The sequence below is a fragment of the Chryseobacterium arachidis genome (assembly GCF_900129245.1).
Lineage (GTDB): Bacteria > Bacteroidota > Bacteroidia > Flavobacteriales > Weeksellaceae > Chryseobacterium > Chryseobacterium arachidis.
Genome location: NZ_FQUT01000012.1, coordinates 116796 through 142652 on the forward strand (window position 1 = coordinate 116796; position 25857 = coordinate 142652).

22 protein-coding genes are annotated in these 25857 nt (G+C 40.2%); 9 read left to right on the forward strand and 13 right to left on the reverse strand.

From position 1 onward, the window contains the following. Positions 1-36: 36 nt before the first annotated feature. Genes BUA89_RS17925 through BUA89_RS17935 form a run of 3 tightly spaced genes read right to left on the reverse strand, consistent with a single transcriptional unit; the run spans position 37 to position 1813 of the window. Complete coding sequence (locus tag BUA89_RS17925; protein ID WP_072961629.1) at positions 37-648, reverse strand: hypothetical protein; 612 nt, start codon at positions 646-648, stop codon at positions 37-39. Between the two features lie 6 nt (positions 649-654). Then, positions 655-1050, reverse strand: a complete 396-nt coding sequence (locus BUA89_RS17930; protein WP_072961637.1) for a DUF3408 domain-containing protein — start codon at positions 1048-1050, stop codon at positions 655-657. A 1-nt stretch (position 1051) separates the two neighbouring features. Then, positions 1052-1813 carry a ParA family protein gene (locus tag BUA89_RS17935; protein ID WP_072961639.1) on the reverse strand — a complete coding sequence of 254 codons (762 nt, stop codon included), beginning with the start codon at positions 1811-1813 and terminating at the stop codon, positions 1052-1054. A gap of 660 nt (positions 1814-2473) precedes the next feature. Between BUA89_RS17935 and mobA the strand changes: the two genes are divergently transcribed. After that, a complete protein-coding gene (gene mobA / locus BUA89_RS17940; RefSeq protein ID WP_072961643.1) occupies positions 2474-2902 on the forward strand; it encodes a conjugal transfer protein MobA in 429 nt (142 codons plus the stop codon). Then, entirely contained in the window at positions 2899-4173 is a 1275-nt protein-coding gene (gene mobB / locus BUA89_RS17945; RefSeq protein WP_072961646.1) for a conjugal transfer protein MobB, read from the forward strand. Before mobA ends, mobB begins: the two co-directional genes overlap by 4 nt. A 185-nt stretch (positions 4174-4358) precedes the next feature. Here mobB and BUA89_RS17950 read toward each other — a convergent pair whose 3' ends face one another. After that, positions 4359-4676, reverse strand: coding sequence for a winged helix-turn-helix transcriptional regulator (locus BUA89_RS17950; protein WP_262487551.1), 318 nt, complete (start codon positions 4674-4676; stop codon positions 4359-4361). Between the two features lie 174 nt (positions 4677-4850). Here BUA89_RS17950 and BUA89_RS17955 point away from each other — a divergent pair, with 174 nt between their 5' ends. From BUA89_RS17955 to BUA89_RS17980, 6 genes are all read left to right on the forward strand, one after another. Continuing rightward, entirely contained in the window at positions 4851-5555 is a 705-nt protein-coding gene (locus tag BUA89_RS17955; RefSeq protein WP_178362472.1) for a nitroreductase, read from the forward strand. Between the two features lie 14 nt (positions 5556-5569). Then, entirely contained in the window at positions 5570-6904 is a 1335-nt protein-coding gene (locus BUA89_RS17960; RefSeq protein WP_072961654.1) for an NtaA/DmoA family FMN-dependent monooxygenase, read from the forward strand. Positions 6905-6922: 18 nt separating this feature from the next. After that, entirely contained in the window at positions 6923-7681 is a 759-nt protein-coding gene (locus tag BUA89_RS17965) for an NADPH-dependent F420 reductase (RefSeq protein WP_228420617.1), read from the forward strand. A gap of 23 nt (positions 7682-7704) precedes the next feature. Next, positions 7705-8127, forward strand: coding sequence for an organic hydroperoxide resistance protein (locus tag BUA89_RS17970; RefSeq protein ID WP_072961661.1), 423 nt, complete (start codon positions 7705-7707; stop codon positions 8125-8127). Between the two features lie 52 nt (positions 8128-8179). Continuing rightward, on the forward strand, positions 8180-9085 hold the full coding sequence (locus BUA89_RS17975; RefSeq protein WP_072961664.1) for an NmrA family NAD(P)-binding protein: 906 nt from the start codon (positions 8180-8182) through the stop codon (positions 9083-9085). Between the two features lie 116 nt (positions 9086-9201). Continuing rightward, on the forward strand, positions 9202-10299 hold the full coding sequence (locus BUA89_RS17980) for an alkene reductase (protein WP_072961667.1): 1098 nt from the start codon (positions 9202-9204) through the stop codon (positions 10297-10299). Between the two features lie 362 nt (positions 10300-10661). Here the strand turns inward: BUA89_RS17980 and BUA89_RS17985 are convergent, their stop codons facing one another. Then, complete coding sequence (locus BUA89_RS17985) at positions 10662-10922, reverse strand: hypothetical protein (protein ID WP_072961670.1); 261 nt, start codon at positions 10920-10922, stop codon at positions 10662-10664. A gap of 217 nt (positions 10923-11139) precedes the next feature. Here BUA89_RS17985 and mobC point away from each other — a divergent pair, with 217 nt between their 5' ends. Next, positions 11140-13125, forward strand: a complete 1986-nt coding sequence (gene mobC / locus BUA89_RS17990) for a conjugal transfer protein MobC (RefSeq protein ID WP_072961719.1) — start codon at positions 11140-11142, stop codon at positions 13123-13125. Positions 13126-13186: 61 nt separating this feature from the next. Here mobC and BUA89_RS17995 read toward each other — a convergent pair whose 3' ends face one another. The 8 genes from BUA89_RS17995 to BUA89_RS18030 form a co-directional block, all read right to left on the reverse strand. Continuing rightward, positions 13187-18502 (reverse strand): N-6 DNA methylase, encoded by a 5316-nt coding sequence (locus BUA89_RS17995; RefSeq protein WP_072961674.1) that lies wholly within the window; start codon positions 18500-18502, stop codon positions 13187-13189. Then, the gene (locus BUA89_RS18000; RefSeq protein ID WP_072961677.1) at positions 18489-18926 is read right to left on the reverse strand and encodes a DUF1896 family protein; all 438 of its coding nucleotides are present in this window, start codon (positions 18924-18926) and stop codon (positions 18489-18491) included. Before BUA89_RS18000 ends, BUA89_RS17995 begins: the two co-directional genes overlap by 14 nt. Positions 18927-19104: 178 nt before the next feature. After that, positions 19105-21189 (reverse strand): type IA DNA topoisomerase, encoded by a 2085-nt coding sequence (locus tag BUA89_RS18005; protein WP_072961681.1) that lies wholly within the window; start codon positions 21187-21189, stop codon positions 19105-19107. 9 nt (positions 21190-21198) lie between these two features. Next, on the reverse strand, positions 21199-22572 hold the full coding sequence (locus BUA89_RS18010) for a DUF3945 domain-containing protein (protein ID WP_072961722.1): 1374 nt from the start codon (positions 22570-22572) through the stop codon (positions 21199-21201). Positions 22573-22630: 58 nt separating this feature from the next. Continuing rightward, positions 22631-22945 (reverse strand): helix-turn-helix domain-containing protein, encoded by a 315-nt coding sequence (locus BUA89_RS18015; RefSeq protein ID WP_072961684.1) that lies wholly within the window; start codon positions 22943-22945, stop codon positions 22631-22633. A gap of 244 nt (positions 22946-23189) precedes the next feature. Next, positions 23190-24032, reverse strand: coding sequence for an RteC domain-containing protein (locus BUA89_RS18020; protein WP_072961688.1), 843 nt, complete (start codon positions 24030-24032; stop codon positions 23190-23192). Between the two features lie 381 nt (positions 24033-24413). Beyond that, a complete protein-coding gene (locus tag BUA89_RS18025) occupies positions 24414-25406 on the reverse strand; it encodes a YhdH/YhfP family quinone oxidoreductase (RefSeq protein ID WP_072961691.1) in 993 nt (330 codons plus the stop codon). Between the two features lie 20 nt (positions 25407-25426). Further along, positions 25427-25857 (reverse strand): acetolactate decarboxylase (locus BUA89_RS18030; protein ID WP_143152389.1); only part of this gene is annotated, 431 nt, incomplete at its 5' end.

The following is a 25857-nucleotide window of genomic DNA, read 5'->3' on the forward strand; positions in this document are numbered from 1 at the left end:
CTTATTTTTCCTGAACTGTCCTAATTACTAACTATATCAGATAAAATTTCCTATATCAAAATTGTCAATGTCTTTACTGTGCGAAGTATTGCGGTAATCATTGTCATTGGCTAGCGACTTATCCAACAGCTTCGCTATTCTTTGTGAAGCACCTTCAATCGAAGCCTGCATACTGTCAAACATTTCCGTCCCTTGCATTTTCTGAATAATTTCTACAGTTTCTTTTTCCTGCAGCTCATCAAGGTTACTATTTTGAAGAAGCTGACCTACTTTACTCAGCTCCTCTAATGAAACTCCCTGACTAAAACGGTCGTCGTCCGGTACATGATCAAAATCTTCTTCTGATTCTTCATCTAAATCAATAATGAGATCAATATTTTCGGGAGGATCAGTTCCAATATCCTTTTCCTTGATTAAAGTATCCCTAGCAATCATTTTTTCAAAAATGGTAGTACTGCTAGCCCTATCCGCAAAAGAGTTTTCTTTGAAATCTGCAGAGACCTGTCCCATAATGTCAGGGGTGATCTGAGACCTGTTTTCAGAATCAGTGGGTTTTGCCCTTCTGACAATTTTAACTTTATCGACTGCTAACAAAATGATAATCAGAATAAGGCAGATCAATATGACGACTTCTATAATTCCTTCCATGACCAACTATAAAATGGGTTTAAATTTTTCATTAAAATAGGCGGTAATATCCTCACCATACTCCTGAAAATGTTGCTCAAGAATATTATCGATATAAGAATAAAGCGTAACCTTATCCCCCCTGGTCAGTTGCACAATCCGAAGCAACCGTTCATGGTATTCCTCTCTTATGTAGACAACTTTACCATTTCTTCCTGAAGGAAAACGGTTTACAAGAAATGTCTCCTGATAATCGAGCTTTTTGGTACTCTTTGATTTTGGGCGCTCCACAGGCTTCACCTCTTTTGGCAATTCTGAATGGGCAACGTTCATTGCAGGTAATGGTTCATCCCCGCTCATAATGTTCATCAGGTACTGTTCATCAACAACCGGTTTTTCAAAATCTCTACGTCCTTTTGCCATATCAGATAGTTATAATCTTTAAAAATTCTTTTAGGAATAAATCCATCCGCGTCGCTTTTAGCAATTGGGGTTCTGCCGGAAGTAGGCTTGAACGGAAAACATAATTGTTGGTATCATCGGTCTCTTTACGAAATCTCTTGCTATCACCGACACTGCTTTTCATAACCGAAAGTCCCAATTGGTGAATAACCCTGTTGTACGCATCATAGAGTCCCGTTTTTTCCCTTCCGTCGACCTGATTCCAGAATAACCATAAATCCTGCTGCTTTGCTGCCGAGGCCGGCATTGCTAAAAAGGCTTCGCAAAATGCAAGCGTACTTTCCACAACAAGACGATCCGCAGTAATGGGTGAAAAGATATAGTCCATTGCCTTTAATGCACTCAGTACGCCTTGTGTATTGGCGGTTCCCGGCAGGTCAAAGAATATGACATCAGGTTCAACAGCATTACGCTCCATGTAATCATATGCAAGATCCAGTGCAGTATCGGCTTTACACTTTATAACCGAATAGGCTTTTTTATTGATCGTCTGAAATTGCTTCATGGCAGCCCTTTTATGATAATCACTTTCCATCACCGATTTCAGGTCCCTATCTCTCATATTGCTCAGGCTGTGCTGTGGAAAGTCACAGTCCATTACCAGAATATTATATCCCAGCCGATAATGGAGCACGCTGGCAAGAAGTGTTGTAATTGTTGATTTGCCGACTCCACCTTTCTGGGTGTACATGCTGATCTTTAAAGATTTTTTCCCTTTTTCCATGTTTTAAAATTTTATGTTTGTTTTTCTTTCTACATGTCCTACTCATTAGCGAAATTCCCTATTCACTTACTTTTTGCCTGCCCTTCTTTGCTTAAAAGTTTACATCCTACTTTACTTACGCCCTTGTAGAAATTTTGCTCAACGGTAAAACAGTATTACGACCTATTTCCCAATTTGCTTCCTATACTACTTTATGTTTTACTGGTATGTTGCTTTTATGCTTTTACAGTTTTATGCTTTTATATTTTTATACTTTTAAAACCTTGCATTTTTATTTCTGTCAAGACAGGCAGCAGGTATTTTTACCAATGAGCTTACTTTGATATAAAGGAACCAAGCTTTACCAGCGTTTTCACAGTATGCGTACCTTCGGTCCTACTTTTTCCGGCATTTGCCTAATTCTTTTATTAAACTTCCCTATTATCTCTGTCACTAACATTTCCGTTCCCAAGAACGGAGCAAGTTGTGTTTTGAGGCACTCAAAACCTGTTTTGTGCCCCAAAACAACTTGCTCCTGCAGAGAGCCGGGTAATCCTCCAAAGTCGGATATACCTTTATATATCTTTTAAAGAGTTTAGGATTGTCTAGGAAAATATAGGACAGGATAAGCTATTTACTAGTGAATTATAGGTCTGCTTTATAGCTTATTAAAAAAATAATATGACATCTCATGCTAAAGGAGGACGAAATCCTAAGTTAAATAAAGCCACGCATCGCTATGTTTTTCGCTTAACCGATGAAGAAAACCAGAGGTTTCTGACCTTATTTGAAAAGTCAGGGTTATCTACAAAAGCAAAATTTGTAGTTGCAGTTCTTTTTGAAAGAAGAATAAATTCGGTCATCATGGATAAGGGCGCCATGGAATATTGCACAAAACTTTCAGAATTTTACGGACAGTTCCGTGCCATCGGAGTCAATTACAACCAGGTTGTAAAAATCCTTCATACTAATTTCAGTGATAAAAAAACGATCGCGTACCTCGCAAAATTGGAGAAACAGACCCTAGAACTTGCATACATCTGTAAAGAAATATTGATCCTAAGCAAAAAGTTTGAAGCAGATTACCTGATCAAAAAAGATGAGCTATGATCGCAAAAATCGGACATGGAACAAAAATTTATGGGGTTTTGATATATAACCATTCCAAGGTTCTTGCAGGGAATGCTGAAATACTTCAGATGCACCAGATGTTGCAAACACCCTCCGGAGAATATACCACCGGTCAATTATTGTCCTCATTCCTGCCTTTTTTCGCATTGAACAAAAAGACCGAAAAAACCGCTTTACATATTTCCATCAACCCAGATCCCAAAGACATCGTTACAGATGAAGATTATATAAAGATTGCGGATGAATATATGACAAAGCTTGGATATGGAAATCAGCCCTATGTTGTTTTTAAACACAATGACATTGACAGGACACATATCCATATTGTTTCCACAGTGATTGATCATGAGGGAAACAAAATTTCCGATTCATTCGAAAAAAAGAGATCCATGGAAATCTGTAGGGAATTGGAGAAAAAATACAGCCTAATCCCTGCTGATGAGAAAAAAGTCAGTAAGGAGAGCATCTTACATCCTGTCGTTTACACTCAGAGAAATATTAAAACTCAAATAGCAAGCGTAGTAAGATACCTGCCCAAATACTATAATTTCCAAAGCCTTGGTGGATACAACGCACTTTTATCCTTATTCAATATTACCGCTGAACAAGTCAAAAATGAATACAATGGTGAGCTAAAAGAAGGCGTGGTTTACTTTGCTTTAGATAAGAATGGGAACAAAACAAGTAATCCTTTTAAATCTTCGCTATTTGGAAAACAGGCAGGACTATCTGCCCTCCGGGTAAATTTTGAAAACAGCAAAAAGATCAGTCATGAAACTAGGCAGCTGACAAGGAAACTAATTGATCTCGCATTGAAAAATACAGTAAGCGAGCAAGATTTTAAAAAGTATCTGATTGAATTGGGAATTAACACCGTAATAAGGAGAAACGAGCAAGGAAGGCTATATGGAATTACTTTTATTGACCATAATACCAGGAATGTTTATAATGGTTCCCATTTAGGAAAGCAGTATTCAGCAAACGTATTCCATGAGCGTTTTACGCAGAATCAAACAACAGAAAAAAAACAGCCCACTTTAGCAGCCTCTTCAGACCACTCGGCTAGAGCAACGTCATTAAAGGAAGATGTACATCCTTTTTTCGACTTTATGCTGGATTCCCCTTCATTCTTTGTTGGCTGGGGGCTACTGGATTCTATATTACTGGATAATTTGGTTGAAGATCCAGAAGAACAGGCATTTGAATTTGAAATGAAGAAGAAAAAGAAGAAAAGAAGAAACAGAAACTAAACTCTTCAGATGAGTCAATTCTTTTACATGAGAGGTTTTCCACCTTTACCTTTTATCTCAATCGTTCTTTCTTAATTATGGCAAAGAAATCCTGTAAAATGGCAAATCTACAAAGAGCCAGCTTGATTAACAAATTATTTTAAATTTTAGGAACTTATCTTGAATAACACATAAAGAAACTACTGCTATACATTGCTGGCAATGTCGCTTTCGTTATTTTTTTTACGCTCGCCAAAAACCTTTTCTCGGTGGTTCATACCCCAATCTTTCATAGCATATATTAAGGGCGTTAGTGTATCTGCGTAAGGCTCACGGCTGTAAATGATCTTTACCGGATAATCGCCTACGACTGTTCTTTTTATTAGTTGATGCTGTTCCAATTCCTTTAATTCTTTCGCCAAAACCTTAGGAGTAATCCCTGGAATGCTATCCTGAATATCAGTAAACCTGTCATTCCCTACCCCTATAGATACTAATATAGGAAACTTCCACTTCCCGCTCATGACATCTAAAAAATCACGTACAGGTTTTATCGTATCAATGCAATTGTTGTAACCTCGTTTTACTGCCATAATATCAGTTTAATAAAAAATTCACTTTCCTTGAGGAAAGAACTATACAAAGTAAAGCAATTTTGTCGGAACTTTGTATTAGGATTAAAAAAAACATCTTGGATTATGGATAGAAATATGACAGAAGACATTCAGCATAGCAATTTGACATTTAAAGAGGTATTAAGATCAAGAAAGTCATGTCGGGGATTTTTAGATACCCCGGTGACAGAAGATATAATTACTTCCGTACTGGATGATGCCAAGCTGGCACCATCAAACTGCAATACTCAGCCCTGGGAAACGCACATCATTTCAGGAAATAAGTTAAGAGAATTGTCAGAAGCTTTGGTACGAGAAAACAAAGCAGGAAGATTTTCTCCTGATTTTACTTTTGACGTAGATGATTATCATGGGCAATACAAAGAGCGGTATTTTAATCTTGGTCAGACCATGTATGAAGCGTTTGATATCAAACGTGAAGATAAAGAGGGACGAAAAGAAATTTCAGACAGGAACTATACCTTTTTCAATGCGCCACATGTTGCAATACCATTTATGCCCTCATTTGGTGATAATGTACGTGTGGGAGGTGATATAGGAATGTACGGACAAACCTTTCTATTATCCCTTACCGCTCATGGTCTTGCAGGCATCCCGCAGACATCACTCGGCTTTTTCGCAGGAACCATCAGGGAAATTCTGAATGTTCCAGAAGAGTTTAAAATGCTTTTTGGAATTTCATTTGGCTACGCAGATCCCAATTCACCAGGCAACTCATTTAAGCTGGGACGAGAGCCCATTACCAGCAATATCACTTTTCATCAATAATACATAGAGGTTGAATGGAAAATAGCAAGAATAGAAAAATGATCATCGGCCTGACTTCCGGCAATGGTTATGGCTTTCAGCCGGGCGCATGGCGCACACCAGGTGTTGATCCGAAGAGCTACACCAGTTATGATGCCCGCGTGAGACAAGCACAGGCCGCTGAAAGAGGTAAGTTTCAGTTTATATTCCTGCCGGATGGTCCTTTTACTGATGATTCTTCTCTTCTCGAAACCGAAGCACCCAACTTTAATCTCGATGTAATGATGACCTTGGCTGCCGTTGCAAGGGAAACCAAACGTATTGGCTTGGTTGCTACAGGTTCGACTACTTTCAATGCGCCATATACCTTGGCGAAACAGTTTAAGGCACTCGATATTATGAGTCACGGCAGAGCGGGCTGGAATGCCATTACTTCCACCAGTAATGATGTGGCAGCGATCTACGGACAGACCATTCCATCCAGCAGAGACCGTTATGGCCGAGCTCACGAAGTGGTTCAATTGGTTCAGGCATTTTGGGGAAGCTGGGGAAAAGATGCCTGGGTACACGATCAGAAAAGCGGTCGCTTTGCAAAGCACCAGGAAATTGCTACAGTCAGTCTAAAAGGCAATTATGTTAATGCCAGAGGAACACTATACATTCCGCCATCTGAACAAGGACAGCCAATTGTCTTTCATGCGGGTGGAAGTCCCAATGCCCATGAGTTCGCAGGAAGGTTTGCCAATGTAGTGATCGGCGCTGCGTTCACAATTGAAGACAGCATACAGCAGCGCAACGCATTTCGTGAATCAGCAAAAAAGTATGGACGTGATCCTGATGAGATCAAGTTTATCGCAGGAATGATGACCACCATTGTTAAAGACCGTCGCACAGCGCTAGACCGAAGGTTGCAGCTCATGGGACACCTTCTCCCACAGCGCGTAGCTTATCTTCAGCAGATGCTTGGTATCAGACTGGATGGTAACGATTTAAACGAACCTCTTTCGCAGGCGCAATTGGAGGCGGCGCGTCCATCGCCTTATGATCCCCGGTCTGCCAACGCCCTTAAAATTGCAAAGGAAGGCTGGAGTCTGAAGGACATTATTGCACATGGAATTATTGATTATCACCCCTCGATCGTGGGACCGGGTATTGAGGCTGCAGACCATATGCAGGCTTGGTTTGAGGCCGGAGCCTGCGATGGCTTTTGGATCTCGCCCGATATACTGGATGATGGAATTGATGCTTTTGTAGATGAAGTAGTTCCGATTTTACAGCAGCGCGGACTTTTTCACGAAGACTATGAAGGCACAACATTAAGGGAACATATCGGTGCCCCTGAACAATATGGAATTGACCCACGGGTTTAAAACAGAAAATTATTAATTATAAAATTTAAGAATATGAAAATAGGAATTGTTGGAACTGGAGCCATAGGAAGTCTTTTGGCAAAGAAATTATCTAAAGCAGGACACAGTGTGAAAGTGACCAATACACGGGCAATGCCTGAATTGGAAAAAATTGCGGCCGATTTGGGCGCCAATGCTGCGACCTTACAGGATGTGGTAAAAGATGTTGATGCCATCATCTTTTCTATGCCTTTCAATGCGTATAAAGATCTGCCAAAGGACTTACTAAAAGAAGTGCCTCAGGATGTGGTGGTGATGGATACCTCAAATTATTATCCGTTCAGAGATGGCGACATCGCAGAGTTGGAGGAAATCACGGAAAGCGAATATATTTCAGGCATATTAGACCGACCGCTTGTTAAAGTATTCAACAATATTCTGGAAGGAACATTAAAACATAAGGGCACAGCAGCCGGTACGGAAGGGAGAATAGCCATTTCTGTAGCGGGCGATAACGAGGAACATAAGAAGATTGTTGCACAGATAGTTGATATTACAGGTTTTGACACCGTTGATGGTGGCACATTGGCTGAATCTTGGAGACAACAACCGGGAACTCCGGCTTATTGTACTGAACTCGAAGAAGCAGAATTAAAAAAAGCATTGGAAAGCGCTGAAAAAGGAAAAGCGCCAGCTATCAGAGATTCTATCATGGACGGTTTGAGAAGTAAAGATTCTTGGCCGACTTACGAAGAAATTTTAGCAGGTAACCGTTTGCAACAGAAAGGAAAGAATTAAATCAATAATTAAAATACGTAATAATGAAAATTTTGTATACAGCACAAGTCACCGCAACTGGTGGAAGAAATGGACAGGTAGTAAGTGATAACGGAGTTCTAGATCTACAGGTGAGAGCACCAAAAGCAATGGGCGGTGCTAACGATGAGTACACAAATCCGGAGCAGCTGTTCGCAGCTGGTTATGCAGCATGTTTTGACAGTGCGCTTAACCACACCATTCGTCTGGAAAAAGTAGAAACAGGAGAAACCACAGTTACGGCAAAAGTCTCGATCGGCCCTTTAGATGGTGGAGCTTTTGGATTGGCTGTGGAGCTTGCCGTTAATATTTCGAATGTTTCTATTGAAGAAGCAAATCGTCTTACTGAGCGTGCGCATCAGGTTTGCCCATACTCAAATGCTACTAAAAATAATATTCCAGTCAGCATCGTTACTACAAATGATTAAGCTAGACCCTTAGTTTTGTCAGCTATCACAGATTAACTTAAATACAGCTCAAATGAATAATAGTCAAAATCCCACGATTCTGGTTTTGGGAGCCAGCGGAACAATCGGGAAGCAGGTAGTTAAAGAACTTGAGGAAAAATCCGTCAACATACGGATAACTTCCAGAAAAAAGGCAGAAGTAGACAGGCTGCGTAGCGAAGGCAAAGATTGCAGATTTCTTGATTTGGATGATCCCACTACGTTTGCTTTGGCACTCGCAGGGGTAGACCGGGTTTTTTTACTCACAGGTTACACCGTTGGTATGCTTACGCAAAGTAAAACTTTGGTGGACGCTGCTAAAAAAGCTGGCGTGGGTCATATTGTACACGTAGGTGTTTTTGCCGAATGGGATACTACGGATGCTCATTTTGCCTGGCATCAGATGATTGAAAAATATATTGAAGCGAGCGGTATTGCCTGGACCCATCTTCATCCTAATATGTTTATGGAAGCCTTAACAGGCGCTTATCTTCCGAAAAACTTGACTTATACCACCTATTGGAAAGACCGCAGGGTTGGATATATTGCTGCAAGTGATATTGCTGCAGTGGCCGCACAGGTTCTTGTAGATGGTCCTGATCGCCATGCAGGTAAAGATTATTGGCTGAGTGTGGAAAGTCATAATGGTCAGGAGATAGCACAGCTGATGAGTAAAGTGACAGGGCTTGAAATCAAATGTGAAGAAAAGGGACTTGAAGAATTCAAGGAACTGATCGAAGACTGGATTGCAGGCGGTGCCGATAAATGGTACGCAAGCGCCAATATAGAATTTGTTAAGCAAATGCTGGATGGACGAATGTCATACATGTCGATGGTTCAAAATGATATTCCATATATTCTTGGCAGACCTGCAAAAACTGTTGAAGAGTTTCTAGCTGAAAACAGAGATGCTTTGATCGCATCCGCCACAGTTAAATAATTAACAAACTTGTTCATGGTAGTAAGCTACTGTCTGTGAACAAGTTTTAAAAGCTTTTAAATATCACCTGATTCTATAGTTCAAAGAAATTATAATTTAAAAAAAATTAATCAATAATGTCGAAACAAACACTCTTAAATGATTTTAAAACAGAAAATTTAATCCTAAAAAATAGAGTTGTTCTGGCGCCTATGACCCGTGCGCGAGCTGATAACGAAGGAAATGTTCCTAATGATCTGATGGCGGAATATTACAAACAACGGGCAACAGCGGGTCTCCTAATTTCCGAAGGCACGTGGGTGAGTAAGGAAGCAGCAGGATATATTAATGTACCAGGCATTTATACACAAGAGCAGATAGAAGGATGGAAAAAAGTAACTGATGCAGTACGTCCATATGGCAATTTGTTTTTTGCCCAGTTGTGGCACGTAGGCCGTATGTCACATCCTGATATATTAGATGGCAATCAGCCTGTTGCTCCGTCGGCGTTGAATGCACATGATAAAGTGTTTACCCCAAGCGGATTTTTGGACACCGCTACACCGACAGCTATGACAGTGGAGCATATCCGAAAAACCATATCTGAATTTGTCCAGGCCGCAAAAAATGCCTTCCTGGCAGGGTTCGATGGGATCGAGCTTCACGCTGCCAATGGTTATTTGTTCCATCAGTTCTTCAGTAAAAGTTCCAATATAAGAACTGATTTATATGGAGGATCTATCGAAAACCGGGCACGTTTTCTTTTCGATGTTCTGGATGCGATGCAGGAAGCAGGTGTAGACCTCAATAAAGTAGGTATCCGTCTAAATCCATCACTTCATGGTTTAGCTGGTATTGAATTGGATTCAGAATCTATACCGACATTCGATTACATTGTAGAACGTTTAAATAATTATCCGCTTGCATATATCCATTTACTTCAACCCATAACTGATGTTAGCCAGAATAAATTCGCAGAAACAAATATCGCGGAACGATACCGTAAGATTTATAAAGGTACATTGATCATTAATAATGGTTTTACATTAGAACAAGGAAATAAGATAATAAATGATGGAAATGCAGACCTCGTATCATTTGGAAAACTTTTTATTTCTAATCCAGACCTACCAGCCCGATTTTCTAAAAACGCACCTTTGGCAGAAGCAGATAAAGAAACCTTTTATACCCCAGGTCCTAAAGGATATACTGATTATCCGGCATTGACAGATTAGAAATGAATAAAAATAAACTGGATATCTATTGATTTGCAATAGTATAAATTTTGGCGTTCGCCGTTAAAGCAAGCATAAAAGTAAAATAAATTAGAGAAGCTATCACTCATAGATGGCTCTCAAGTTTCAGTATCTATCTATTTTCATCGAAAACATATTTTACAACTGGTGAACATGATCTTACTTCACCTTTATGATTGTTAAGTTCTTATTTACTTAAAAAATATTTGCAATTCTCTCTAGATCTTCCACCAAATATTTCAATATTTCTTCTGTTAACCATCCTGTTATAAACAGGACTACTACAGTTTACCCAACTTCATCAAATTGAGAAGTTGAATATGCGACTTCTAAACCTAAGTTTAATTAAAAATCCTGTACCGCAAGGATATCACTCTCCAAATATCATTTGCCAGTTCTTCATCATTACCATGATCAAAAGACCATCTGCTATCTCTTTTGACAAGCTTTTGAACAACTCCATCCAAAAATATATTTATTTCGGAAGTGCCTTGGATAAGGTCTTTCTTTAGAAGGACAATGTCGTAATCCTGCTGTTTATAAGTTACCCTAAATTTCTTTTTATCAAAATATTCTTCTAATAATCCAATCGTATCTTCCATGATTTCAGGTTGCAAATAATTCTCTGACTTTAAAATAAATTAGCAATTAGCACTCCTAATGCTAAGTAAAGCAGTCGCGCTATTTTTCACAAAAAGCAGACCTAAAATAACGTTTTTAATCTGAATTAATTAAGAAACAATAGGAAAGTTAATGACTTAGAAAACTACTTCTTAAAAGCGCAAAATGCAAGGTAATATCTATGAAAAAAATATTACTATGCAAGAAGATGATGTAAGAGGGCTCGCCAAGATCATGGCATTTATGCGGGCGGTAAGTATCCTATTGGTATTGATGAATTTCTACTGGTTCTGCTATTCTTTTTTCCACGACCAGGGATGGACATTGGAAGTCATAGAACGAATCCTCAAAAATTTCCAGAGAACCTCTGGTCTTTTTAATAATACTACCTACAGCAAACTGTTTGCGCTGATTTTATTGGCTCTAAGCTGTCTTGGAACAAAGGGCGTCAAAAATGAAAAAATAAGGTGGAAAAAAATTAACATCTATCTGATTGCGGGTACTATCTTGTTCTTTTTAAGCTTTCCCCTACGTGCAGTTTCAGTCGTTCTTTATATGGTGATAACTTCAGCCGGATTTATTCTCTTAATGGTAGCCGGTCTGTGGATGAGCAGACTTTTGAAGAACCGCTTGATGGACGACCCATTCAATAATGAAAATGAAAGCTTCATGCAGGAAACCAGGCTTATTGAAAATGAGTTTTCGGTCAACCTTCCTACAAAATTTTACTACGATAAAAAATGGAATGAGGGCTGGATTTCGGTAGTGAACGTATTTCGTGCATCCATGGTCCTGGGAACTCCAGGAAGTGGTAAAAGCTATGCCATTGTCAATAATTATATCAAGCAGCACATCGAAAAAGGCTTCTCCATGTACATCTATGATTTCAAGTTCGATGATCTTTCCTTGATTGCCTACAATCACCTGCTGCGCCACAGTGACAAATACAAAGTAAAGCCCAAATTTTATGTCATCAACTTTGATAATCCCCGTAAAAGCCACCGCTGTAATCCACTCAATCCAAAATTCATGACCGATATCTCTGATGCATATGAAGCATCATACACCATAATGCTAAATCTTAACAAAACATGGATCCAGAAACAGGGCGATTTTTTTGTGGAATCTCCGATCATCTTACTGGCAGCAATCATTTGGTTCTTAAAAATCTATGAAAATGGTAAATACTGTACCTTTCCACATGCTATTGAATTGCTAAACAAAAAGTATGCGGACATATTCACGATACTAACCAGCTATCAGGAGCTTGAAAATTATCTTAGTCCATTTTTTGATGCATGGGAAGGCGGAGCGCAGGATCAGCTTCAAGGTCAGATTGCCTCTGCCAAAATACCCCTTTCACGTATGATATCACCACAACTCTACTGGGTTATGTCCGGCGATGATTTTTCATTAGACATCAACAATCCTAAAGAGCCAAAAATCCTCTGCGTAGGCAACAACCCCGACAGGCAGAATATATACTCGGCAGCATTGGGTCTTTATAATTCGAGGATCGTAAAAATGATAAACAAGAAAGGCAAATTAAAAAGTTCAGTTATTATTGACGAGCTTCCGACAATTTACTTCAGGGGACTGGATAATCTAATTGCAACAGCCAGAAGCAATAAGGTGGCTGTTTGTCTAGGATTGCAGGACTTCTCTCAATTAGTACGTGACTATGGTGATAAGGAGGCAAAAGTAATCCTAAATACCGTCGGAAATATCTTTTCAGGTCAGGTGGTTGGTGAAACGGCTAAAACACTTTCAGAAAGATTCGGTAAGATCGTTCAAAAGCGGCAATCCATATCGATTAACCGTAATGATACCAGCACATCGATATCGACTCAATTGGACAGCCTGATTCCGGCTTCTAAAATTTCAACTCTTTCTCAGGGAATGTTTGTCGGCGCAGTGGCCGATAATTTTGGCGAAAAAATTGAACAAAAGATCTTCCACGCGCAAATAGTAGTAGATACAGAGAAAGTAGATCAGGAAACCAAAAATTATAAACCCATTCCTCAAATAAGGAATTTCCTGTCGACATCCGGTGAAGATATAATGGACAGCGAAATTGACGCCAATTACAGGCAGATAAAACTTGATATTGCCACAATTATTTCAAGTGAACTCAGCCGCATCCAAAACGATCCTGAGCTGGCCCATCTGATCAGAAATGACTAATTATAGAATGAGTGAAAACAACAACCCCAAAAATCTGAATGAGATTTTTTGGGGTTTTGATTTACAACTTTAATGATTTTGACTTTTTAGCAGTATCCTCATTCTCTTGTTGGCTGTCAGCCAATTTATCTTCTTTCTCCTTGTCCAATGAAAACTGAATATTTCGCTCTACTGATGCAAGCTCAGTTTTTAAAGTAGCTAATTGCTTTTCTTTGTTCCAATCTCCGCTAACGATTTCCCGCAAAACGACCTGATCCTTTTTCAACTGATCGATTTTATGTTGTTCATCCTGAATGATACCGGGAAGCTTTTGCAGGGCATTTAAAAAGTTTAGACTTGCCCGTTCAGGATCACTAGCCATGATACCATTGTTATGGGTATATTTAATATTTCCCTCTCCACAGATGAAGAAACGGTTATCACGCTCGATGCGATCCTCATGTTCCCTTATTTCTGTCTTGACAAGAATCTGAAAACCATAAAGAGAACCAATTTCTTCATACGCCCCCGTAGTTCTGGAAGTTGCTGCAAGCTTATTTAAGGCTGCTCCAATTTCTTTTAAGCCAGCCTGTTTTGACAATCCATTGATATGCAGCTTATTTTTAATATATCCATCTTCATACTTTTCCATGCGATTCTGAAAATTATTCCAGTCAACAGTCATCCGCTCCATCCGCATAGTCCTTGTCTGAAGCTCCTCGTCAGTGGATTCCAATTTGGATACTGAGCTCCATTTAGATCTAAGGAAGGCCTGTCTTTCGCTTTCGAGGGCGGCTATCTTCTTTTCAATCTTTGCCTTTTCAAGCAGATCCGTATTGCCGGATAAAAGGGCTACATACTCTGAAAAATTCATTCCGGAACTTTCATCCATTCCCCCTTCGTCCAGCGTGCGAACCTGTAAACTATTGCTTTTAAGCTGACTGATGAAACGCTGCTTATTAGATAAAGTATTGAATTTGTAGGCATCCAATGATTTTTCGACTGCATAAATAAAAACATCCACCTTATTTCCTGCAAAAAATTTGGCAATCTCATTTCCTTTCCTCACCGCCCTGCCATCCCGTTGCTCAAGGTCAGAGGGTCTCCAGGGAATATCCAAGTGATGCACAGCAACGGCTCTTTTCTGGGCATTTACGCCTGTTCCGAGCATCTCGGTAGATCCAAAAAGAATCCGAATGGTTCCTTCATTGGTCTGCTTGATCATTTCCTTTCTCCGCTCTTCGGTTTTGGCTTCTTGGATGAAACGGATCTGTTCTGCAGGAATGTTATGGTCTTGTACAAGCTTACGCTTGATTTCATTATAAACATTCCATTGGTCAGGCTTGAAAGTCCCTAAATCTGAAAAGACAAACTGTGTTCCCTTCTGTGCATCATATTGCCTGTAGTATTTAGCAATATTTGCGGCACATACTGAGGCTTTGTTACCGGGATCATCACCATATCTCGGAGCTACAAGCCGCATATCAAGGGACATTTTTCGGGCATAATCCGTTGCGATAAGCATTTTGGCTTTTTCTTCTGTTGGACTGAGGGGTGCCCTGCCCAATAGTTTTGCGTCACCGGTCTTAGCAAAATCCATCAGTTTTTTAATGAAAATTTCCTGATCAGGTGTCGGAGGAATATTATAAAGAATCTCATTCTTTACAGGCCTGTCAATGCCTATATCTTCGGCCGTTCGGTAGTCGGTTATTTCCGCATAAAACTGAGCGAGTTCAGGCACTTTGATAAAGTGCCGAAACCTCTCCTTCTGGACGATGTTATTGGCTACCGAGAATTCATAATCAATCGACTTTCTTGCAAAAATAGCCGCCCAGGCATCAAAGCAATTAATACCCTGCCTTTCCAGAGCGGTCGGTCGTAAATATTTAAAAAGGCTATAAAGTTCAGTTAAGGAATTGCTTATTGTTGTCCCAGACAGAAAAGTAGCACCAAGATCCTTACCGGTTTTCTCCTGAATGGTCCGCACAGCAAAAAGCAGATTCAAAGCCTTTTGGCTGCCCTGAACATTTCCCAAACCCGCAACACGTTCATGTCTGGTGTTAAACATCAGGTTTTTAAACTTATGGCTCTCATCCACAAAAACGTGGTCAATGCCCATCATCTTAAAATCAACAACATCATCCTTCCTGTTTTCAATATCATGTTCTAAAGCCTTTAATCGTACGGAAAGGTTCTTTTTCCTTATTTCAACTCCTTTGAGCATGGCACGGGAGACATCTCTTCCCTGGTTCCGTAATACTTCAAGATTCTGCTCAACGGCATCAAGCTCAGCCTGCAGAATCTCCTGCTGCAATTCGGGAGACTGCGGGATCATTCCGAACTGATCATGCGTTAAAATGATACAGTCCCAATCGTTGTTTTTAATATCTCCAAAAATCTTAAGCCGCTTTTGCGGTGTAAAATCTTTCTTGCCGGGATACAGGAGCTTTGAAAATGGATATGCTTTGCGATAGTTCTCGGCAATTTCATGAACATTGGCCTTGAGCGCAATGATCATTGGCTTATGGACCAATCCGAGTCTTTTCATTTCCCGGGCAGCGACGCACATTATAAGGGATTTTCCTGCTCCTACCTCATGGTCACATATTCCGCCGCCATTACTTTTTAACATCCATACAGCGTCTTTCTGGCTGTCATAAAGATCTTCGATTCCAAGAGCCTTGCGGTCAAGTCCGGGAAAAGTTTGGTGTGTACCGTCATAATGCGGTCTGACATAACAATTAAACAGGTCGTTATAGCGCCCAGTCAGCTCTTTTTTAAAATGCTCATCCTGCTGGTAAAGCCAATCGGTAAAGGCATGACGAATCTCATCAATTTTTCCGTTAGCCATCTGAATAGCCTCCATATCCCTGACCTTAACTTCTGTTCCATCGGCCAGATATTCGGTTTTTGTAATATCGGGAGTTGTATTGACAAGAGCATGACGGAGAAGATTAACACCGTCAAAAGTCCGGCTCTCAGATTTGATCGCATACCGCTCCGTGATCTTGATATTGCTGGAGCCGGCGCTTACTGAAAAGTCGTCACTACTTTCCGCATAATAAACATTGACCTCCGTATCAAACAGGTGTGAAGCGAATTTTCCATAGATCCCCGCTCCGATCCAGCGCTCCCCAAGATTGAAATCAAGCTGCTCAAACTGTATGAGATCCGGACGAGCTCCCTGCAGCGCTTCCAGACTAGATTTTGCTTTATCATCATCTGGATGATTGGTTACGTATTCCTGAAGCCTCCTTGCTTTGTCAACGACATTTCCTGACAGGAATCTTTGCGAAACCTCAAAGTCTCCCGAAATGGGATTAAAATAGATTTGCCCCTTCAAGTTTTCCCTGAGCTCTTCTTCCGGTATATTGCTTATTCGCGACATAAAGGAAAGATCTACGCCTCCCGAATGATTAAGCGATGCGGAAAGCGCTTCGTGCGCCGTACTTACAGAAATTTCTTTTTGTGCGAAGCTTACCGGATGATCAAAAATGTCGGATTTATGAATAACGCCGCCGATAACACGTTCCAGAGATGGGATCTCATTTCCCGAAGCATCACTTTTGATCAATTTAATATTTTCAGCAGAATTAAGATCACCAAATCTTTTTTGAAAATTGTCATAAAGCGAATTAAGCAGATTTCTGTTTTCGGGATCTTCACGTTGATGGGCTGCTTCAAAACTATATAATGCGTTATAACAGTCTCTTAGTTCTATATATAGTTTCAGCCGGTCAGTGTCTTTCGGTAAATGTTTATACTTGGTAAAAAGATAACGTCCTTCCTGATGATTCCACTTTATTCGACCTACCTGATCAATAAAAACAACCATGGTGTTGTCCTTATAAAAAGGTTTGGACTCTCTGTCGAAGATTATAGGTTCATCATCAGATGGAATAGTGCTTTGTATGTCATGAAAAAGAGAAAGGACTTCGTTACCCCCAGATTTTTTCTCGGATAATTCCTTGCTTCTGTTATTTCTCTTACTTTTTTGCCCGTCAACACTATAAGTTCCGGGTGTTACTTGCCAAACGGATACTCCGTCACCATCAAACAATGAAAGTTGCTCAGTTTTAAAGGCAACCGGCTGCTTTCCGGGATTTTTCTTTACCGTTTTCTTTCGGGCTATCTTTTTCACCTCTGTATCTGAAAAAAGACTCAGCTGAACTGCCTTGTCTTCAGTAGCAAATGTTGATATGCCAGCAATTTCTGCCGTCTTGGTATTATTGAATGACGTACTGTGTAAGGAAACTCTTTGTTTTTGGTCTTCATAAAGCTCCCGGTCAAAATATTGGGTGAAATCTGCTGTCAATTTTTGACGCAAGTCCGTTGCTATTTCTTCAAGTCCGCCATCGTGCACATAAATAGTGGAAGGCTTTCCGTACTGATCCGTACCATTAAATGTTCGGGTGGAAATAATATTATTGCCTCGGTAGAACAATAAATTTTTGTTCTCTAAAATCCCCATAAACTCCTTCGCACGATGGGATAATTCCTTCCTTGCTGTATTTTTTTGAAGGACTATGAGGTCTGTACCAACCGCAGTACCGCTGCTTTCAAACAGATTATTGGGAAGACGAATTGCAGAAATAAGACGATGCTCCTGCATCAGCACATCACGAATAATTTGATTGGATGGGCTGTTGAGAATTCCCTGGGAGGTAATGAAAGCCAGAATGCCTCCTTCTCTTAGTTTATCAGTGGCTTTTAAAAAGAAGTAGTTGTGAATAGCCTGTGAGGCAAACTTTCTAGCTGGATCTTTGCCCCTTGCATACTGAAGATCAAATACAGAAGTGGTTCCAAAGGGAATATTGCCGATGATCAAATCATAATCACCTTCATATTCTCCAATGCTTTCAAAACCATCGATCCGAACATCAATGTTCTGACCATAGAGATGCTGCAGAATTTTTCCCGTTAACAGATCCTGTTCATAGGCCGTAATTCGCAGTGCTTCTTTATCCAGAAACGGCTCTATAAAAGCCCCCGTCCCTGCAGATGGTTCAAGCAATTTGGTAATTCCGATGCCAGCATCATTAATTACGCCGGCAATGGTTTTTGCAATTTCAGCCGGAGTATAGAACGCATCAAGAATCGATGCTTTTATTGCAGAAATGTAACGGTCAAATTCTGCATCATTTCTGGAGTTTTCCCTTATAAGATTGTTGAGTTCCCAAGTTAATGGAAAACAGGGTTGATCCGAGGCTTTCCATTTGCGGATGTCGTCAGGAGAAGTAATGGGATTTAGGATAAATTTTAGTCCCCCAAATCCCGAATATTTTTTCAGCAGAAGCTTTTCCTCATTGGAGGCACTTCTCCCCTGGGTTTCAAGATTGAAAACGGTCTGTATCGCATCGATGTTCTGCTGAAGGTGACGCTTCTTATCGAATGCCATGCTCCTCGATCCACAGTGCGATTAAACCGGTCAGTTCGGTATACAGCAGGTCATAGTGCGTGGTATAGGCAAAATCATCCGTCAGTTCATAATGACCAAAGATCTCCTCACAGGCCGGAAGGATCTTTATTGCAAAGTCACGGTACTCAACTTCATCGAAGATGTCTGCAAACTCATAAGTTAAGACCTCAAAAAGGGTATTAAACTTTGAGAAATGAAGATTTTCATATAGAATATAGTCAGCGATTTCATCGCACTGCTCAATGGCGTTACCAGCCCGAAATGCGCCCTCATAGGCATTGGCTGCCCAGCGGGAACGTTGCTCAATAAAATGTGTATCCCCGGCCTTTTCAGGGAAACTGGATTCCAGATGGTCTTTAAGCTTTAGCTGGTAGTAAGAAAAGTCCTGTATTTGCTTTTTCATATCGCTATAATTTTGATGAATTTTATAGCGGTAAACCTAGCTACACAGGCTCCTGAAAGCCGGTTTTGAGCCTATGAAGTCCTAATCTGGCGGAGATTATCCTATTTGTGTCCGTAAACAAAGAAGCCTGCAATCATTATAGATTCCAGGCTCCAAACACCAAACCATACCATGAAAGTTATCTTGACTTTCTTTTCTTTGTTTTTGGGAACTCAAAAGAAGTTGAACCGTCCGATCGCAGAACAATAAAGGCTTCAAATGATTTATTGCTTTTCCCTATCATTTTTTTGATCAGAGAGGTCCGTTTTTTTGTAAGCAGGTCTTCAATATCCTTATACGAAAGCTGTACCCCACACACTTTTCGAAAGATAATCCAGCCGCATGCATCATCAACGCATTTGACTAATTTATCCCTGAGGACTACTTTATCCCTGCATTTAGGGCAATGCAAATCAACTTCCGGGCGGGATGGCCTACTTATATTTAATAGTTCTGCGGTAATCTCGCGGGTAATCATTTGGATATCTGCGCGGAAAACGCTAGCCTTTAACTCATGGTTTTCGATCTTTTCAAAGGCGATCTCCCACTGGGCTGTCATCGCTGCATCTGCAATTTTCTTGTCGCTCACAATTGAGTAGACCAGCATTCCTTTTTCAGTGGGTACAAGTGCTTTCTTGTCACGTCTTATATAATCCCTTTCAAAAAGCGTTTCAATTACGGCTGCCCGTGTAGCCGGTGTTCCGATACCTATCCCCTTAAGCGCTTTTTTCTGCTGATCATCGTTGATCGTATTTCCTACATTTTCCATCGTTGCCAGCAAATCCGCTTCTGTAAACAAAGCAGGTGGTTTAGTCTTCTTGGCAAGTACCTGAGAACCGTGGATTTTTAGCTGCAATCCTACATGAAGTGAAGGAAGGTCACCCAACAGATCATCGCCCTCCTGCTCGAAATCTCCATTGACCATTTTCCAACCTCCTGAAGTTATTTTAACAGTTTTCAAACCAAAGTCATAATCTGATACTGACACCATCACATCTGTGATCTCCCGGTAACAGGCCGGTGATACCGCTTCAAGCAACCGCTTTGCGATCATATCGTATAGGGCATTTTCCTGCCCGTCCAGCATGGTGGGGATATTTTCGGTAACTAAAATACCATAATGGTCAGTAACTTTTAAACTGTTCACAATATGCTTGTTGTACCGCTCCCACTTTACTTTTTCTACAGCATCTTGACAGGATTTCCGGCAATTAAGAGCAAGGATCAGTCCTGGAATTTCAGACCAGACATCCTCGGGAATATACTTTGACCCTGTCCTTGGATAAGTGATAAATTTCTTCTCGTACAGGTTCTGCGCTAGTTCCAGGGTTCTTTCTGCTGAATAACCAAGTTTTTTATTCGCTTCTTTTTGCAAACCTGTGAGATCAAAGAGAAGCGGCGCCTGAATGATGCTCGGTTTTGTTTCAACTTTCTTTACAACCGCATTTCCTGATCGTTCAACCAACCGGATGATCGCTTCGGCTTTCTTTTTATCTTCCCACTTATCCGCAGAAACGGTCTTAAAAACAATTCCCTCTCTGGCATGTTCCAACTCGATCTGGAAATAGTTTTTGATATCAAAGGCCTTATTGTCGAGAAATCTTTTGCAGATGAGTGCCAGCGTAGGGGTCTGCACTCTCCCCAAAGAAAATAAACCATCTGACATCGCTACCGTCAGCGCCTGCGTGGCATTTATCCCGATCAGCCAATCCGCCCGGGAACGTTCACGGCCCGCATAAAAGAAACCATCAAAATCACTTCCTTTCTGCAGATTGTCAAATCCTGCAATGATTGCTTTTTCGGTCAGGCTGCTGATCCATAATCTTTCAAAAGATTTTTTACAGTTCAGATATTCATAAATGTAACGAAAAATAACTTCACCTTCTCTTCCCGCATCAGTGGCGGCAATGATGCTGTCGCAACGGTCAAAAACATAGGAAATTGTCTGCAGTTGTTTTTTAGATCCTTCATCCTCAACATAACCGCCTGAGGATCTTACTTTCCTTCCGGTCAACATAAAATGCTCGGGAATAATCGGAAGGGATTCTTTGATGAACCCCTTGACCCCATAATCTTCGGGCATGGCCAGACCTACTAAATGTCCGTATGCCCAGGTCACCATAAATCCGCCGCCCTCAAAATAGCCATCCTTTTTTTCGGTAGCACCCACAATTCGGGCAAGCTCTGAAGCTACCGAAGGCTTTTCAGCCAATATTGCTCTCATGGTGCAGGTCTAGTTCACTCGCTGTTTGGGAGCATTTGTTTTCTTTCTGTTCTCCTTGGCTGAATCCTGGGCAGCATTAGTATTTTGTGAATTCTCCTTTTGTTTCTGGCTATCTGAAAGAGACTGCTCACTGCCTTTGCTGAGTTCAGGATTTTTCAGGTCAAAATTCAATCTGCCCTCTTCCTTGTTAAACCAGAGATATCCTGAATAAAGTTTCGTTCCTTCCCTGTTAACAATATCTTTTAGGTGGATAACCGACCCTTCTTCCAGCATTTTCTTATCCTGATCTGTCAGAACCTTCCCTCTAAATTCATCACTGATACCTGGAGTCTGGGCTTGCTTTTGACTTATATTTCCAACAAAGACGAGCTTCTTCTCATCAGCATTATATTGGAGATTTTGGCTGAAAGATTCCCCTGTTTTTGAGTTTTTCATGCCTTCAACCAGCACTGGCTTACCTTCGAGAAGTTCTGCTTTTTGCTCGGGGCTCAATTTTACGCCCCCGAAAGAATTGCTAAGCTTGATAAGGTCTACTGGAAAAGAAACCACTTCATTGGTGAGTTTATCAATGCTGATCAGAGCCTTTACCTTGCTGCCGTCCGAATAATTGGTCAGCTCAGCGACCCTCCCCATATTTCCGGTTTTCAGCAAATTCTCTCTGTCCTGTGGTGTGAATGAATGTCCGTAAAACTGGTTTTTTAGATCGGGTTCCATTCTTACACCATGCGCCATAACCACAACTTTATCGTTGACGGTTCTCAGGGCAAGACGTGCATCCCCTTTCCAGACCACTCCGTCAAAATTGCCATCAATTCGATAAACGCCATCCGTTTTATAACCCTTTAAAAGTTTGTCAAGCTGTCCGTTCTTCTCCAGCAGTTCCCTGTTTAAGTTCAGTTTTTCCAGTGAGCTCCAGTCGATGTCTTCGATTTTAAATTTATAGGTCGCCTTTGGTTGTTCCTGGGGCGCCGCGCCATTTGTTTGATTTGTGTCCATATTTTGCTTTTTTAGTTTATCATAATTAATTTCAAGGGCTTCCAGCAGCTTCATCCCTTCAGGACTGGGATTATCAATCGCTTTCTGCAATTTTCTGACAATATCAAACAGATCAATTTCAGAACTTTTGAAAAACCTGAAGGAACCTGGATCGTTTAGCCTTCTCCAGAAATTTGAAAAGAAATTGCTGATCGGATCAGCTTTATCAATCCGTATAAAATCCATCAGATTGGATTTCTTAGGCTCAGCACTCTTTAGATCGCCCTTTTCATCCACACCCTGAACTGCTTCAATTTTATTTTTCTTTTTGTCGAGCACCAGCAGAATATCTGACATCGCTTCGAGCGTCTGCTGGCGCTCCTCTTTGGAAATTTGTTGTTCACTCATAATAAAAAAGTTTTTATTTTCTACGAATCTACCGGCGGATAAATCGCTCATGAATCATTTATCCTTCATTGTCCTTAAATGGCCTGTACTTTCCGCCATGGTAACTCTCGCGGATAAACTGTTGCACGTCGGAGCTTTTATAGAAAATCTTACCGCTGACCGTGAAATAATTGATCTTGCCCAATGTCCTGTAGCGCTGCAATGCACGATAGGTTATTTTCAACATCTGAAGCACGTCCTGGTTATCCAGTAACTCTTCACCGTCAATACTTAATCTTTTCTTTTCCCTTATTTCAAGGTCACCTGCAAGGATGTCAAAGCGTTTCATAATCTGATCCATCCAATGTAAAAATTCAGTCCTTTCGATATTCATGGCCTATATGATTTGGTTTACTTGTCCAAAATTGGCCTGTATTTTCCGCTGAATCTTACAAGACTGTAGTCAGCTCTTACCAAGGAAATGCAACTTTTTTAAAATAAATTAGCGAAATAATAGGGTCAAAAAGAACTTATAAGGCAGCATTTCTGTCTAACAGATTGATAAAACATGGGCATAAAAAAAGCAGGTAACGTCCCATTACCTGCTATTTTTGTCAATATTATAGCGTGAGAGTACTTTAAATGTCGCGATCCATATATTGCTCCAGGGAATTTTTCAGAAATACCAAATAGCTTGCCTTCTCCCCTGCCCGAAATTTCATCTGATGGAAAGCGTGATGAATATCCCCGAGGTTGACCTCAAAGAGTTGTTCAAATAGCTTGGTGATTCTTTTGATTCCTGCTCTGCCATGGGAAACACTGCCCGAGATGTGCAGCGCATAAATCAGTTCGATCAGAGCATTTTTTGAATCGGTCCATGAAAAGTCTGAGTTCTCAACGGTAGAAACTGCATCCTTTCCAAATTCATCTCTTTTACCCAGCTTGGAGCTGACATAATTATGTAATAGATCAAACGAAATTATTTTCGCAATCCTGTAATCATACTGTGTTGAAAATTCAACATCTACTTCAAAAAAGAAACTGTTCAAGCCCTCATAAAAGTTAATATTACCTAGTCTATAATACGTTTCGTCCTTATCGATCCTTCCGGAACGATAGTATTTATAGAACTCGGAAGCCCCAATATCCTTTTTAAATTCTTTGTTGAGAAGCTTAAGCTGCTCAGCATAATAAAGCTGCAGAAGCTCATCCGTCTGCGGTGCATTGGATTCCAGTATGATAAACTTATTGTAAAAAATAAGCTTTCCCAAAATCTGAGGTTTAACACATTTGAAAAAGACGATTTCATCCTGAGCGTTTGCAAATCCATTTGTCAAAACCTCAGCTTTGATTTGTGTAAGTAATTCTCGAAGAAAAGATAACATATGATATGCTTCGCAAATAACGCTTTTGCTATTTCGGGAAGCTATCTTTTCTTCTTTGTCAATAGATAATAAAAGGTTTTTATACAGTTGTTTCATAATGTAACTTTTAAAGTGAACAAACCCCACACAGTCGCTTTACTTTAAAATATATATCCCACAAGTGAGATAAACAATTAAATATACAGTATAAAATATTTCCTAGCAATAAATTACTCATACCTTTTATTATCTGTGCAATAACAATCAGAATTCGCTAGTAATATGAAAATATTTGAGCATTATTTATTACCATAGAGAATTCATCTATTTTTTTACTACTCTCGATAAAATAAAAATGAACTAAAGGGAAATAGTTAGAAACACTAAAATAAAAAAAGAGCAATTATTGCTCTCTATATAACCTGTATGATTATTTTAGTAAGATTGTGTACCTCAAAAAAAAGTAGCTAATATGAAGTTCTAACACTATTTAAAGCCCTAAAGCTTCACCACCGCTCTCCCTTGCATTTTCCCGCTGTGTATTCTATCAATATATTCGGGCAGTTCTTCAAGACTTATTATTTTTGCTAAATCGTTAAGCTGTTGAGGTTTCCAATCAATTCCCAGATTTTTCCATACAGGAAGTCTCTTTTCCAAGGGAATTTCCACACTGTCAATTCCGATGAGTTGAATGCCTTTAAGAATAAAAGGAAAAACGGTTGTATTAAGTTCTCCGCCGCCTACCATTCCACAGGTCGTAACAACTCCTTCATAATGAAGACTTTTGATTAAAGTTGCCAAAATATTGCCTCCCACTGTATCGATAGCCGCCGAAAAATGAGGTTTAAGCAATGCTTTAACGCTTTTATCTTCAAAATCCTGTCTTGAAATAATCTCAGCTGCACCCAATGATTTCAAAAAAGGAATTGCTTCTTCTTTTGAGCTGATTGCCGCCACCTGAAATCCTAATTTTGCTAAAATAGCAACTGCCACCGAACCGACTCCTCCGGTAGATCCACTAACTGCAACAGTCCCTTTTTCAGGCGTGATTCCGTTGCGAAGCAATGCCTGGACAGAGAGACCTGCAGTAAAACCAGCAGTACCATAAATCATCGCTTCTTTAGCTGTAAGACCTTCCGGTAGCTTAATAATCCAGCTTTCAGGAACAACAATGTACTGCCCGAATCCTCCGTTGGTATTCATTCCCAGATCAAAACCTGTTACCAACACCTGATCTCCACTTTTACAGAGTGATGAAGAGGAGACTTCAACCGTTCCCGCGGCATCAATTCCCGGAGTATGGGGATAGTTTCTCGTTACCCCTTTATTTCCTTTGGCAGATAATGCATCTTTGTAATTCAGAGAACTGTATTCGACTCTTATCAATACTTTCCCATCAGGAATATCCTCAATTTGCTTTTCTACAATTGTTGAGCTGTACGTGCCATCTTCCTGTTCTGCAGTTTCTAACGCCTGATATGTTTTTGCCATAATAATTATTTTGTATAAAGTTAGTAAATAGCAGAAGATTCTTTACCTTGAAACTTCAACTGACGGAAGCGACTGTTTTCACGCAGTAATTCGATATCATAACCGCTTTTTTCATTAAGATAAATTTTAATTTCTGCGTTTACAAGATTTCCGGACATCAGATGCCCCGCAAATTTTCTATCATCCGAAATAAAATGAAAATGAAACGGAGAAAGATCAACGTTACTTAATAATGATGGCGTAAAATAACCCACCATTGTTCCTTTCATATTTTTTGCCTTGTACTGAGGTCTCACTTTCATTAATGTTGCAAGCTCAGTCGTATCTTCCGGAGAAACGGGATCTGCACCTCCCACAGTGATCTCTGCCCAAGTTCCCTCAATTTTGATCGCATAAGGTACATTTTGAGTGGTCAATAACGACTGAACTTTATCTTGTAATTCCTCGAAAC